This is a genomic window from Pseudomonas sp. R15(2017) (assembly GCF_002112685.1).
GTDB lineage: Bacteria > Pseudomonadota > Gammaproteobacteria > Pseudomonadales > Pseudomonadaceae > Aquipseudomonas > Aquipseudomonas glycinae.
This window is the reverse complement of the sequence record NZ_NEII01000001.1, coordinates 273704-287259: the sequence shown is the minus strand read 5'-3', so window position 1 is coordinate 287259 and position 13556 is coordinate 273704. Positions and strand designations below refer to the sequence as shown.

At 59.3% G+C, this 13556-nt stretch carries 15 protein-coding genes; 11 read left to right on the top strand and 4 right to left on the bottom strand.

Annotation, left to right across the window (positions count from 1 at the left end; translation table 11 throughout):
* Positions 1-21 precede the first annotated feature (21 nt).
* The 3 genes from argB to CAF77_RS01310 all read left to right on the top strand — a co-directional run bounded on the left by argB (position 22) and on the right by CAF77_RS01310 (position 3097).
* Positions 22-927 carry an acetylglutamate kinase gene (gene argB, locus CAF77_RS01320; RefSeq protein ID WP_007954443.1) on the top strand — a complete coding sequence of 302 codons (906 nt, stop codon included), beginning with the start codon at positions 22-24 and terminating at the stop codon, positions 925-927.
* 254 nt (positions 928-1181) lie between these two features.
* Positions 1182-2240 carry a type IV toxin-antitoxin system AbiEi family antitoxin gene (locus CAF77_RS01315; protein WP_064379849.1) on the top strand — a complete coding sequence of 353 codons (1059 nt, stop codon included), beginning with the start codon at positions 1182-1184 and terminating at the stop codon, positions 2238-2240.
* Positions 2228-3097 (top strand): nucleotidyl transferase AbiEii/AbiGii toxin family protein, encoded by an 870-nt coding sequence (locus tag CAF77_RS01310; protein ID WP_064379847.1) that lies wholly within the window; start codon positions 2228-2230, stop codon positions 3095-3097. Before CAF77_RS01315 ends, CAF77_RS01310 begins: the two co-directional genes overlap by 13 nt.
* A gap of 49 nt (positions 3098-3146) precedes the next feature.
* On the opposite strand, the gene pyrE is transcribed toward CAF77_RS01310, so the two are convergent.
* Entirely contained in the window at positions 3147-3791 is a 645-nt protein-coding gene (pyrE, locus tag CAF77_RS01305) for an orotate phosphoribosyltransferase (protein WP_011336558.1), read from the bottom strand.
* Positions 3792-3873: 82 nt separating this feature from the next.
* Here pyrE and CAF77_RS01300 point away from each other — a divergent pair, with 82 nt between their 5' ends.
* The gene (locus CAF77_RS01300; protein ID WP_007920349.1) at positions 3874-4653 is read left to right on the top strand and encodes an exodeoxyribonuclease III; all 780 of its coding nucleotides are present in this window, start codon (positions 3874-3876) and stop codon (positions 4651-4653) included.
* A 63-nt stretch (positions 4654-4716) separates the two neighbouring features.
* Here the strand turns inward: CAF77_RS01300 and CAF77_RS01295 are convergent, their stop codons facing one another.
* Together CAF77_RS01295 and rph are read right to left on the bottom strand one after the other, a co-directional pair.
* On the bottom strand, positions 4717-5085 hold the full coding sequence (locus CAF77_RS01295; RefSeq protein ID WP_007954441.1) for a DUF4870 domain-containing protein: 369 nt from the start codon (positions 5083-5085) through the stop codon (positions 4717-4719).
* Between the two features lie 29 nt (positions 5086-5114).
* On the bottom strand, positions 5115-5837 hold the full coding sequence (gene rph, locus CAF77_RS01290; RefSeq protein WP_064379846.1) for a ribonuclease PH: 723 nt from the start codon (positions 5835-5837) through the stop codon (positions 5115-5117).
* Between the two features lie 269 nt (positions 5838-6106).
* Here rph and CAF77_RS01285 point away from each other — a divergent pair, with 269 nt between their 5' ends.
* From CAF77_RS01285 to CAF77_RS01260, 6 genes are all read left to right on the top strand, one after another.
* Positions 6107-6970, top strand: a complete 864-nt coding sequence (locus tag CAF77_RS01285) for a YicC/YloC family endoribonuclease (RefSeq protein WP_011336560.1) — start codon at positions 6107-6109, stop codon at positions 6968-6970.
* Positions 6971-6982: 12 nt separating this feature from the next.
* Complete coding sequence (gene gmk, locus CAF77_RS01280; protein WP_011336561.1) at positions 6983-7603, top strand: guanylate kinase; 621 nt, start codon at positions 6983-6985, stop codon at positions 7601-7603.
* A 168-nt stretch (positions 7604-7771) separates the two neighbouring features.
* Positions 7772-8035 (top strand): DNA-directed RNA polymerase subunit omega, encoded by a 264-nt coding sequence (gene rpoZ, locus CAF77_RS01275; protein ID WP_003229503.1) that lies wholly within the window; start codon positions 7772-7774, stop codon positions 8033-8035.
* A gap of 57 nt (positions 8036-8092) precedes the next feature.
* On the top strand, positions 8093-10198 hold the full coding sequence (gene spoT / locus CAF77_RS01270) for a bifunctional GTP diphosphokinase/guanosine-3',5'-bis pyrophosphate 3'-pyrophosphohydrolase (protein ID WP_064379844.1): 2106 nt from the start codon (positions 8093-8095) through the stop codon (positions 10196-10198).
* Positions 10199-10222: 24 nt separating this feature from the next.
* On the top strand, positions 10223-10603 hold the full coding sequence (locus tag CAF77_RS01265; protein WP_003229509.1) for a RidA family protein: 381 nt from the start codon (positions 10223-10225) through the stop codon (positions 10601-10603).
* Between the two features lie 72 nt (positions 10604-10675).
* Complete coding sequence (locus CAF77_RS01260; protein WP_064379843.1) at positions 10676-11416, top strand: hypothetical protein; 741 nt, start codon at positions 10676-10678, stop codon at positions 11414-11416.
* A gap of 137 nt (positions 11417-11553) precedes the next feature.
* On the opposite strand, the gene CAF77_RS01255 is transcribed toward CAF77_RS01260, so the two are convergent.
* Positions 11554-12411 carry an SDR family oxidoreductase gene (locus CAF77_RS01255; RefSeq protein ID WP_064379841.1) on the bottom strand — a complete coding sequence of 286 codons (858 nt, stop codon included), beginning with the start codon at positions 12409-12411 and terminating at the stop codon, positions 11554-11556.
* A 188-nt stretch (positions 12412-12599) separates the two neighbouring features.
* Here CAF77_RS01255 and exbB point away from each other — a divergent pair, with 188 nt between their 5' ends.
* On the top strand, positions 12600-13553 hold the full coding sequence (exbB, locus tag CAF77_RS01250) for a tonB-system energizer ExbB (protein WP_064379839.1): 954 nt from the start codon (positions 12600-12602) through the stop codon (positions 13551-13553).
* Positions 13554-13556: the final 3 nt, after the last annotated feature.

The window sequence follows — 13556 nt, the reverse complement described above, 5'->3', positions numbered from 1 at the left end:
CTGATTCACCCGGAGCCCTGAATGACCCTCGAACGCGATGCCGCCGCCAACACTGCCAAGGTCCTGTCCGAAGCGCTGCCTTATATCCGCCGATACGTCGGCAAGACCCTGGTGATCAAATACGGCGGCAACGCGATGGAAAGCGAGGAGCTGAAAACCGGCTTCGCCCGCGACATCGTGCTGATGAAGGCCGTGGGCATCAACCCGGTGGTCGTGCACGGCGGTGGCCCGCAGATCGGCGATCTGCTCAAGCGCCTGTCGATCGAAAGCCATTTCGTCGACGGCATGCGCGTCACCGACGCCGCGACCATGGACGTGGTGGAAATGGTCCTCGGCGGCCAGGTCAACAAAAGCATCGTCAACCTGATCAACCGTCACGGCGGCAGCGCCATTGGCCTGACCGGTAAAGATGCCGGGCTGATTCGTGCGAAAAAGCTCACCGTCACCCGCCAGACCCCGGAGATGACCCAGCCGGAAATCATCGACATCGGTCATGTGGGCGAAGTGGTCGGGATCAACACCGAACTGCTGAATCTGCTGGTCAAAGGCAACTTCATCCCGGTGATCGCGCCGATCGGTGTGGGTGAAAACGGCGAGTCGTACAACATCAACGCTGACCTGGTGGCCGGCAAGGTCGCCGAAGCGCTGAAAGCCGAGAAGCTGATGCTGCTGACCAACATCGCCGGCCTGATGGACAAGTCGGGCACCGTGCTGACCGGCCTGAGCACCCAGCAGGTCGACGACCTGATCGCCGACGGCACTATCTATGGCGGCATGCTGCCGAAGATCCGCTGTGCGCTGGAAGCGGTTCAGGGCGGTGTGGGCAGCTCGCTGATCATCGACGGCCGCGTACCGAACGCGATCCTGCTGGAAATCTTCACCGACACCGGTGTGGGTACGCTGATCAGCAATCGCAAGCGTCCGTAATAACCGAAAACGAAAAGATCGCAGCCTTTAGCAGCTCCTACGAGGATTCCGAATGTAAAGGAGAATCCCGCAGGAGATTCTGAAGCCTGCGGTTTTTTTATAGCCGTACGGCAGCCGCGCCGGTACGCTTCTTTACGCGATTTCATTACTTTTCTATCTTTCAGCATCTGATGAAATTATCAAATTGAGTGAAAAATGTAGTTTTTTTTCATCAGAATGATTATTTTCAGCATTCGTTGAAAAGGAGCTGTTTGATGAAAGAGCTCGAAAAAAATTCAAAAGACGCGCTTCACGGCCTTATTGCAAAAATTCCGATTCTTGAAGTTAAAAGCCTTAAATCGACTGAGCACTCCGAAGCCTGGGAGCCTGACTTCGTTGTCGAAATCATCACATCCGGGAAGTCGTACACGCTGGTCTGCGAAGCAAAGGCGAGTGGACAACCCAGATTTGTAAACTCCGCCATCCTGCAACTTCGTGACTACATCAACACGCGGGAGATCGATGCCACACCCATCCTGATAGCCCCTTATCTTTCCCCGGCAGCCCGACAAGCCTGTCGAGAAAAAGACGTTGGGTATCTGGATCTGGAAGGAAACGCCTGGATTTCGTTCGCGGGTGTTTTCATTGATCATCAAGTCGCTGAAAAGCCCCCGTCTGAACATAGAGAGCTGAAGTCTCTGTTCAAACCAAAATCGGCGCAGATTATTCGCAGGATGCTTCGAGAGCCAGCTCATGAATGGCGAGTAATAGAGCTTTCTCAAGCTTCCGGCGTCAGCCTTGGTCAAGTCAGCAACGTCCGCACCGCTCTGCTCAACCGAGAATGGGCAGAAGCGACAAACAATGGATTTCTCTTGCGCGATCCTCAGACCGTTCTGGATGCCTGGATTGAGGCCTATGAACCGCCACCAGGAGTGCGCAAGACGTTCTACACCCCATTACATGGCAGCGCCCTGGAAAGCGCGGCTCGAAATGCTATCAGCCAACATAACGACGCAACTGTGCTCTTTTCCTCGTTTTCTGCCGCACAGTGGTTAGCCCCTTACGCGCGCGTCAGCACCCATCACTTCTACGCAGACGAAAAAGGAGTAGACGTGTTGATCAAGGCGTTAAAGCTCGCTCCCGCGTCCAAGGGTGAAAATGTCGTGATCACTCTTCCCAAGGACGAAGGGATTTTGCTGGACACCGTCGAAGCAGCACCTGGTGTCATTTGCACCAGTCCTGTTCAGACCTATCTGGATTTATCTGTTTCAGGAGAACGCGGCAAGGAAGCTGCCGAGCATCTACGACAGGAGCAATTGACATGGCCCCGTTAGTGCCTCAAGAACCTCAAAATGCCTCGGAATATGACGACAGAACAACGACCGCAGTGAAAGCTGTACTCGTTGAAATGGGACAAATTCTTGGTAGCTTCAGAGGCAAGTTCACAGTGATAGGCGGTGCGGTGCCATGGTTACTGCTTGCAAATGATGACATGCAACATGTCGGGACTCTGGACGTCGACTTGAGCCTGGATCCGCAGGCACTGGGTGACGGCGAGTACGCAACCTTGATCGAGGCCTTGATGGGCAACGGCTATGAACAAAGAGGCGACTTACGACGCTTCCAACTCGTTCGTCAGGTGCCCGCCGAAGACGGGGGAGCCCCGATAGATGTGATCGTGGATTTTTTGATGCCACGCGACGCCGAAATCATCAAAAACAGGCCACCCATTCTCAGCGACTTTGCAGTACAACGCGCTGACGGCGCCGACCTGGCCATCCGTTTCTACCAGATGGTAGCAATCGAAGGACCTATGCCCACAGGCGGTAAAAATCGTGTAGAAGTTGCCGTATGTTCCATACCAGCACTTCTTGCGATGAAGGGTTACGCCTTGAATGGGAGACACAAACAGAAAGACGCCTACGACATCTACTACTGCGTCCGCAATTATCCCGGAGGCACAGAATCACTTGCTGATGAGTGCCGGTCAGTGTTGGAAACAGGAAGTGGCGAACAAGGCTTTATATACATCAGCCAGAAGTTCGACGTCATTGACGGGTACGGCCCAACGTCAGTTAGACGCTTTGTTGAAGACAGCCAAATCCTTGAAGATCGAACACCGGATCAGTGGCAGCAGGATGCCTTCGGACAGGTGGATGCTTTGCTACGCGCCTTGCGACTGCGGGACTAAAGCTACAAAAAAAGAAAGGCCCTGATTCTCAGGGCCTTTCTTTTATCTATCAGACGCCGAACTGGGCGCGATAGGCTTCAACGGCTGGCAGGTGCTGCTTGAGTTGCGGGTCGTCTGCCAGGAATTCCAGTACCTGGTTCAGCGATACGATGCTGATGACCGGGATGCCGAAATCACGCTCGACTTCCTGGATTGCCGACAGCTCGCCGTTGCCGCGCTCCTGACGGTTCAGGGCGATCAGCACGCCGGCGGCCTTGGCGCCGTCCTGGGAAGCGATGATCTGCATCACTTCACGGATCGCGGTGCCAGCGGTGATCACGTCGTCGATGATCAGCACGTCGCCGGTCAGCGGTGCGCCGACCAGGCTGCCACCTTCGCCGTGGGCCTTGGCTTCCTTGCGGTTGAAGCACCATGGCAGGTCACGGTTGTGGTGTTCGGCCAGCGCCACGGCAGTGGTTGCCGCCAACGGGATGCCTTTGTAGGCCGGGCCGAACAGCACGTCGAACGGAATGCCGCTCTCGGCGATGGCCGCAGCGTAGAAACGACCCAGCTGCGCCAGCGCGGAACCCGAGTTGAACAGGCCGGCATTGAAGAAGTAAGGACTGGTACGCCCGGACTTCAGGGTGAACTCACCGAAGCGCAAAACGCCGCGATCGATGGCAAAACGAATGAAATCGCGCTGATACGCTTGCATGAAAAAAACCCCAAATACCACGGATTTAGCTAATTAGCTTGACGCCGTGTATCATACACGCACGCGATTTTTGGGGCCATTTATGCGGATCATCAGTGTGAACGTCAATGGTATTCAGGCTGCAGTCGAGCGCGGTTTGCTCAGTTGGCTGCAGGCACAGAATGCCGACGTCATCTGCCTGCAGGACACCCGTGCCTCCGCCTTTGAACTGGATGACCCAGCCTTCCAACTGGACGGCTACTTCCTTTATGCCTGCGATGCTGAAGTCCCTGCCCAAGGCGGCGTGGCTTTGTATTCGCGGTTGCAACCGAAGGCTGTCATCAGCGGTCTCGGTTTCGAGACGGCCGACCGCTACGGGCGCTACCTGCAAGCAGATTTCGACAAAGTCAGTATTGCCACCTTGCTGCTTCCTTCGGGGATGAACGGCGATGAGGACTTGAACCAGAAGTTCAAGCTCATGGACGACTTCGGCAAGTACCTGGACAAACAGCGGCGCAAACGTCGCGAGTACATTTATTGTGGCTCGCTGTACGTCGCGCAGCAGAAGCTCGACATCAAGAACTGGCGCGACAGCCAGCAATCCCCGGGTTTCCTGGCGCCGGAACGCGCCTGGATGGACGAGATTGTCGGCAACATGGGCTACGTAGATGCCCTGCGCGAAGTCAGCCGCGAAGGCGACCAGTACAGCTGGTGGCCGGACAACGAACAGGCCGAGATGTTGAATCTGGGCTGGCGCTTCGATTACCAGATCCTGACCCCTGGCCTGCGGCGCTTCGTGCGCAGCGCACGCCTGCCGCGTCAGCCACGGTTCTCGCAGCATGCGCCGCTGATCGTCGACTACGACTGGACGCTGACCATCTAAGCAGCCTTTCGCAGACACAAAAAAACCGACATCACTGTCGGTTTTTTTGTGGGCGATCGTTCGTTATTTGATCAACCGCCAGGTGAACGGATAACGGTACGGGAAACCTTCGTTGGCTTTCACCCCACCGATAATCGTCAACACCAGCGCCGCGATGGCCAGCAGGCCAAACAGCACGAACCCGATAAGCAACAGCATCAGCACGAAGCAGATCATCGAAGCGATCGCCACGGTGATCTGAAAATTCAGCGCTTCCTTGCCCTGGGCGTCGATGAACGGATCGGTCTCGCGCTTCATCTGCCACAGAACCAGCGGCCCGATCAGCGTGCCGAACGGAATCCAGATCCCCAGCAAGGCGGACAAGTGACAAAACATGGCCCATTGGCGAACCTCCTGGCTCGGTTTGGGCAGCAACTCTTGCTCATCACTCATTGCGTCCTCCTTGCGGGTTACGAACCTGCTCAGTCGGCCAGTGCAGCCTTTTGCAGTTCGAAGATTTCGTTCATGCCTTTCTTCGCCAGTTCCAGCATCGCGTTCAGCTCTTCAGGCTGGAACGGGGCGCCTTCGGCAGTACCCTGCACTTCGATGAAACCGCCGGTGCTGGTCATCACCACGTTGAGGTCGGTCTCGGCGGCGGAATCTTCAAGATAGTCCAGATCCAGCACCGGCTCGCCCTGGTACATGCCCACGGAAATAGCGCCGATCATTTGCTTGAGCGGGTCGCCGCCCTTCAGGCCGCCACGCTTCTTGATCACTTTAAGTGCATCGACCAGCGCAACCATGGCGCCGGTGATCGACGCGGTGCGGGTACCGCCGTCAGCCTGGATCACGTCGCAGTCGACGTAAAGGGTGACGTCGCCCAGCTTGGACATGTCCAGCGCGGCGCGCAGGGAACGACCGATCAGGCGCTGGATTTCCAGGGTACGGCCGCCCTGCTTGCCGCGGCTCGCTTCGCGCTGGTTACGCTCGCCGGTGGCGCGCGGCAACATGCCGTATTCGGCGGTCAGCCAACCCTGGCCCTGCCCTTTGAGGAAACGCGGCACGCCGTTCTCGACGCTGACGGTGCAGATGACTTTGGTATCACCGAATTCGACCAGTACCGATCCCTCGGCGTGTTTGGTGTAGTTGCGGGTAATGCGGATCGAGCGGAGCTGATCGGCAGCGCGACCACTTGGACGTTTCATAGGAGATACCTGTACTGGGGACGGAAAACTGCGGAGCATTATAGAGCTGTGCACCGCGCCTGGGCACTCGTTAAAAAATCCGGCCGACGACCGAAGGCCCTGAAACGCGCTTTGCCGACGGCCTGCAGCCCTTTGTCACACCGTGTGTTTGGGCGCATCCGCCGCACTGCGCTACAATCCTGCGCCTTTGCTGCCAGTCGGCTTACATTCATTGAGATCGTCCGCGCGGAACGTCGTTTCTGCGCCGATCTGCATTGCGAGGTACCACCATGGTGCACAGCATGACCGCCTTCGCCCGCGTCGAAAAAGCCGGCGTCCAGGGCACCCTGAGCTGGGAACTGCGCTCGGTCAACAGCCGCTACCTGGAACCCCACCTGCGCCTGCCTGAGTCGTTCCGCGACCTCGAAGGCGCCGTCCGCGAAGCCCTCCGCCAGGGCCTGTCGCGCGGCAAACTGGAATGCACCCTGCGCTTCACCGAGGAAAGCACCGGCAAGCCGTTGCAGGTGGATCGCGAGCGCGCCGCGCAACTGGTCGCCGCGGCCGAAACGGTTGCCGGCCTGATCAAGAATCCGGCGGCGCTGAACCCGTTGGAAGTGTTGGCCTGGCCAGGCGTACTGGTCGCCGACGCCACCGACCCGCAGGCGCTGAACGCCGAGGCGCTAGCCTTGTTCAATCAGGCTCTGAAAGACCTCAAGGCCGGCCGCGAGCGCGAAGGCGCGGAGCTGGCCCGCCTGATCAACGATCGCCTGACCTCCATCGAAGAAGATGTGGTGACCCTGCGCGAACTGGTTCCGCAGATGCTCGCCACCCAGCGTCAGAAAGTCCTCGACCGCTTTGCCGACATGAAGGCCGAACTGGATCCGCAGCGCCTGGAACAGGAAATGGTCATCCTCGCGCAGAAGAGCGACGTGGCCGAAGAACTGGATCGCCTGAGCACCCACATCATTGAAGTTCGCCGGGTGCTGAAATCCGGCGGGGCCGCCGGCCGGCGCCTGGACTTCCTGATGCAGGAGCTCAACCGCGAAGCCAACACACTGGGCTCCAAGGCCTTCGACCCGCGCAGCACACAGGCAGCGGTCAACCTCAAGGTGTTGATCGAGCAGATGCGCGAACAAGTGCAGAATATTGAGTAAGGCTACCCCGACATGACCCACAGCACCGGCACCCTGTACATCATTTCCGCCCCTTCGGGTGCGGGCAAGAGCAGTCTGGTCAAGGCCCTGACCGACACCAATCCGGACATTCGCGTCTCGATTTCCCACACCACCCGCGCCATGCGCCCGGGTGAAGTGGACGGCGTGAACTATCACTTCGTGACCCGCGAAGAGTTCGTGAAGATGGGCGAGCACGGCGATTTTCTGGAACGCGCCGAAGTCTTCGGCAACTTCTACGGCACCTCGCAAAGCCGCCTGCAGCAGACCCTGGACGAAGGCCACGACCTGATTCTGGAAATCGACTGGCAAGGCGCCGAGCAAGTGCGCAAGCTGATGCCGCAGGCCCGTTCGATCTTCATCCTGCCGCCATCACTGCAGGCCCTGCACCAGCGCCTGACCAACCGTGGCCAGGACAGCGACGAGATCATCGATGGCCGGATGCGTGAAGCGGTCAGCGAAATGAGCCACTACGTCGAGTACGACTACCTGATCATCAACGACGATTTCGCCCATGCGCTGGACGATCTGAAGGCGATTTTCCGCGCCAATCAGTTGCAACAGAAACGTCAGCAAGTGCGTTTCGGCAAATTGCTGGCTGAATTGCTGGGCTGAAACAGCACTTCCCAAAACCGCTGCAAGGGCTTTACATTGGCACTTGCAGCGCGTTGAAGAGTCTGGTCAAAAAATCAGCGCTTCCCTAATCGCTGGTGATTTTTTAAACTGTTGAGTCCGCTCGCCCAACCGGGCAGCGCGCATATTGCATTCGCTCCGAGGAATACCATGGCCCGCGTAACCGTTGAAGACTGCCTAGAACACGTGGAAAACCGCTTTGAGCTGGTCATGCTCTCTACCAAGCGTGCCCGTCAACTGGCCACCGGCGGCAAAGAGCCCCTGGTTCAGTGGGAAAACGACAAACCGACCGTTGTTGCGCTGCGTGAAATCGCTGAAGGCCTGATGAGCTACGAGTTCATCGCCGAGCAGGAAATCGTCCACGAAGACCCTGTCTTCGCTGCGTTCGAGGACGAGTCCAACGAGGCCGTCTAAGCCTATGCCTGGTCGACGTAGCACGGCGCGGGATCACAGCTTGCGGCAGGAGACATCATGCCGAGCATAGACGCCCTCGCCGATCGCTTATCGACCTACCTCGGCAACGACCAGGTCAACCTGGTCCGCCGAGCGTATTTCTACGCCGAACAAGCCCACGACGGCCAACGCCGCCGCAGCGGCGAGGCGTACGTCACGCATCCTCTCGCCGTGGCTAACATTCTTGCCGACATGCACATGGACCATCAGAGCCTGATGGCCGCGATGCTGCATGACGTGATCGAAGACACCGGTATCGCCAAGGAAGCGCTGCAAGCGCAGTTCGGTGAAACCGTGGCCGAACTGGTCGACGGGGTCAGCAAACTGACCCAGATGAACTTCGAGACCAAGGCCGAAGCCCAGGCTGAAAACTTCCAGAAGATGGCGATGGCGATGGCACGCGACATTCGCGTGATCCTGGTCAAGCTCGCCGACCGCCTGCACAACATGCGCACGCTGGAAGTGCTGTCCGGCGAAAAACGCCGGCGCATCGCCAAGGAAACCCTCGAGATCTACGCACCCATCGCCAACCGGCTGGGCATGCACGCGATCCGCATCGAGTTCGAAGACCTCGGCTTCAAGGCGATGCACCCGATGCGTTCCGCGCGGATCTACCAGGCCGTCAAACGCGCCCGGGGCAACCGCAAGGAAATCGTCAACAAGATCGAAGAGTCCCTTGCCCACTGCCTCGCCATCGACGGCATCCAGGGCGAAGTCAGCGGTCGCCAGAAACACCTCTACGGCATCTACAAGAAAATGCGCGGCAAGCGTCGGGCCTTCAACGAGATCATGGACGTCTATGCGTTCCGGATCATCGTTGACAAGGTCGATACCTGCTACCGCGTGCTGGGTGCTGTACATAATTTGTACAAACCGTTGCCGGGGCGCTTCAAGGATTACATCGCGATCCCCAAGGCCAACGGCTATCAGTCACTGCACACCACGCTGTTCGGCATGCACGGTGTACCGATCGAAATCCAGATCCGCACCCGTGAAATGGAAGAGATGGCCAATAACGGCATCGCCGCTCATTGGCTGTACAAATCCAGCGGCGACGAGCAGCCGAAAGGCACTCATGCCCGGGCCCGTCAGTGGGTCAAAGGCGTGCTGGAAATGCAGCAACGTGCCGGCAATTCGCTGGAATTCATCGAGAGCGTGAAGATCGACCTGTTCCCGGACGAGGTCTACGTGTTCACGCCCAAGGGCCGGATCATGGAGCTGCCCAAAGGCTCCACGGCGGTCGACTTTGCCTACGCGGTGCACACCGACGTCGGCAATAGCTGCATCGCCTGTCGGATCAACCGTCGTCTCGCGCCGCTGTCCGAACCGCTGCAAAGCGGCTCCACGGTCGAGATCGTCAGCGCTCCCGGCGCACGGCCGAACCCGGCGTGGCTCAACTTCGTGGTCACCGGCAAGGCGCGCACTCACATCCGCCACGCACTGAAACTGCAACGCCGCTCCGAATCCATCAGCCTCGGCGAACGCCTGCTGAACAAGGTGCTCAATGGCTTCGACAGCGCGCTGGAACAGATTCCGGCCGAACGCGTGAAGGCAATGCTCACCGAGTACCGCCTCGAACTGATCGAAGACTTGCTGGAAGACATCGGCCTCGGCAATCGCATGGCCTACGTCGTGGCGCGCCGCCTGCTCGGCGAAGGCGAGCAACTGCCAAGCCCGGAAGGCCCGCTGGCGATTCGCGGCACCGAAGGCCTGGTCCTCAGCTACGCCAAATGTTGCACACCGATCCCGGGCGACCCGATTGTCGGTCACCTGTCGGCAGGCAAAGGCATGGTCGTGCACTTGGACAACTGCCGCAACATCAGCGAAATCCGCCACAACCCGGAAAAATGCATCCAGCTCTCGTGGGCCAAGGATGTCACCGGCGAATTCAACGTCGAGCTGCGCGTCGAGCTGGAACACCAGCGCGGCCTGATCGCCCTGCTGGCCAGCAGCGTCAACGCAGCCGACGGCAATATCGAGAAAATCAGCATGGACGAACGCGATGGCCGCATCAGCGTTGTCCAGTTGGTGGTCAGCGTCCACGACCGTGTGCACCTGGCCCGCGTGATCAAGAAACTGCGCGCCCTGACCGGGGTGATCCGCATCACCCGCATGCGTGCATAACTCAAACATTACAAGGAGTCATACATGACCAAGACCGTTATCACCAGCGACAAGGCCCCGGCCGCCATCGGTACTTACTCCCAGGCGATCAAGGCCGGTAACACCGTTTACATGTCGGGTCAGATTCCCCTCGATCCAAAAACCATGGAACTGGTCGAAGGCTTCGAAGCCCAGACCGTCCAGGTGTTCGAGAACCTGAAAGCCGTGGCCGAAGCCGCCGGTGGTTCGTTCAAGGACATCGTCAAGCTGAACATCTTCCTCACCGACCTGAGCCACTTCGCCAAGGTCAACGAGATCATGGGCAAGTACTTCGACCAGCCGTACCCGGCCCGCGCCGCCATCGGCGTGGCAGCCCTGCCAAAGGGTTCGCAGGTTGAAATGGATGCCATTCTGGTCATCGAGTAATGCGCACGGCGCGGCCCTAGACGCCGCGCCGACTGCTCTGCGGTAAAGAAAAGGTTTTGAAAGGATTCCACCATGCGCAAAGCGCTTGCTCTCTCGCTGCTCGCCATTTTCCTCGGCGGTTGCGCCAGCAACCCTGCCGACCGTGACATCAGCGGCACCTGGATCAATCAGGTCGCCATCGATGCCGCTGCCAAGGGCGGCCCCCTGCGCGAAGCGCTTCAGGCTTACGGCCCGAACCTGGAGTGGGACGTCAACACCAAGGCCGGTCAGGCCCGCTACACCAACGGTTTCGAAAACGTCGAAGGTCGCTTGCTCGGCGAACAGGCCGGTGCCTGGAAGGTCGACTTCTATGGCAGCTCCGCCAGCGAGCTGAAACGTGACGGCGGTCAACTGCGACAAGCCGCCAACGAAAACGAACCGGAACAGGTCTTCGACCGCGCACAGATTCCGGTTCCGGAAGGCGCACCGATCGGCGCCAGCTTCGAACGCGCGCTGTATTCCGCTTATCTGGGCGGCAACTGGACGATCACCAGCGGCCAGGGCGAAGGCGCCACCGTGCAATTCCAGGCGGACGGGCAAGTCTCCGGCCTGCCGGGTGCCGATCGTTATGCGCTGTGCCTCGCAGGCGATTGCGCGTCGATGAGCAGCGGCAACGACAGCATGTGGTTGCAGCAGAACGGTCAGGGCAACAACTGGATCTTTGTGCGCAAGGGCAAAGAGCTGGAAATCCTGCAGGCCGTGAACACGGCGCTGGCGGACGAACAACCGCAGTTCACCCCGGGTGAGCGCAAGTGGTTGCTCGAGAAGCAGTAACTGCACCTGAGAACAGCATATAACCCTGTGGGAGCGGGCTTGCCCGCGATGAGGCCATAGCATTCAACATTTATGCTGACTGTTATGCCACCATCGCGAGCAAGCTCGCTCCCACGGTTATTTGTTGCGCTTGAAATTCAGCACTTGCCCTCAAGAATCGCGGCATACCCCTCGCGATAACTCGGATACTTCGGCACCCAACCCAAGGCTTTCGCCCGGGCATTGCTGCAGCGCTTGCTGCCGGTGCGACGTACGCTCTCGTCTTCCGACCATTCGGTGACATCCAGATAATCACGCAGCCACGCCACCACCTCGGCCAGCGGCGCCGGCGCATCGTCCACGCCGATGTAAACGTTATCCAGTTCCACACCCTTGCAATCCGCGTCCAGCAAGAACGCCATCAACCCCGCCGCGTCATCGGCATGGATGCGATTGCCATACAGCGGCGGATCGACCGCCACGCGATAGCCACGACGCACCTGGGTCAGCAGCCATTCACGGCCGGGGCCGTAAATGCCGGTCAGGCGCACGATGCTTGCGGGAATGCCAGAGTTGAGCGCAACCTGCTCGGCTTCCAGCATCACCCGCCCGGAATAACCAGCGGCGACGGTTTCGGATTTTTCATCGACCCATTCGCCGTTCTGCTGCCCATAAACACTGCTGCTGGAAACGAACAGCAGCCGCTCCGGCTCCTGCCCGTAATCGTTCAGCCAGCCCAGCACATGCTGCAAACCCTGCACATAAGCCGCGCGATATCCGGCCTCATCGTGATCGGTCGCCGCCGCGCTATACACCAGGTAATCGATGGCACCCACCGGCCAGGTCGCCGGGCAATCCTCGTTGAACAAGTCACCAGCGACACCGATAACGCCGTCCGGCAAACGCGAAACATCCCGGCGCAGGCCGTAGACCTGGAAGCCGGCAGCCAGCAATTGCGTGGCCAGACGGCTGCCGACATCACCGCAACCGGCGATCAAAACAGAAGGCGCGGACATCAAAAATCTCCCATCGGAAAGCTACAGACTAGCCTCGGCAAGGGACGAGCGGCTAGCAATGAAGGAAAAAAAGCAACTCTATTACTTTTGTTAACAAGAATTACTTGCAATAATGCATGCCACTTTTGTTCTCGGCCTCACGAGGCCTGGAAGAGCATCACCGTTTTTCTATCTCAGGTCCGGCCAGCATGACACGCATTCAAAACTCCGCTTCGCCAACCAACCGACCTCGCGCCTGGAGCGCCGTGGCTGCCCTGCTGCTCAGCCTGATGCTGGCGCCGGTCGCCGCCTTCGCTGACGCACAAGCCCCGGCCGCACCAGCCGCCACCGAGCAGAGCGCTCCGGCCGCCGCACCTGCCGCGACCGACCCGGTGCAGGCCGTAGACGCCAGCGCCGCCGACGCACCGGAAGCCCTCGAAGCCGACAACACTCTGGGCATGGCCCACGATCTGTCGCCATGGGGTATGTACCAGAACGCCGACGTGATCGTTAAAGCCGTGATGATCGGCCTGGCCATCGCCTCGATCATCACCTGGACCATCTGGATCGCCAAGGGTTTCGAACTGATGGGCGCCAAACGCCGCCTGCGCGGTGAGATCGCCAACCTGAAAAAAGCCGCCTCCCTCAAGGAAGCCAGCGCCACCGCCGCGAAAGAAGGCACCCTGGCCAACCTGCTGGTACACGACGCCCTCGAAGAAATGCGCCTGTCGGCCAACGCCCGCGAGAAAGAAGGCATCAAGGAACGCGTCAGCTTCCGCCTCGAGCGTCTGGTTGCAGCCTGTGGCCGCAACATGAGCAGCGGCACCGGCGTCCTCGCCACCATCGGCTCCACCGCGCCGTTCGTCGGTCTGTTCGGTACCGTGTGGGGCATCATGAACAGCTTCATCGGCATCGCCAAAACCCAGACCACCAACCTTGCCGTCGTAGCACCGGGTATCGCTGAAGCGCTGCTGGCTACCGCACTGGGTCTGGTGGCCGCGATTCCTGCCGTGGTCATCTACAACGTCTTCGCCCGCTCCATCGCCGGTTACAAGGCTCAGGTGTCCGATGCGTCGGCTCAGGTGCTGCTGCTGGTCAGCCGCGACCTCGACCACCAGCCTGAGCGCAGCAGCTCGCATCCGCACATGGTGAAAGTGGGGTAATCG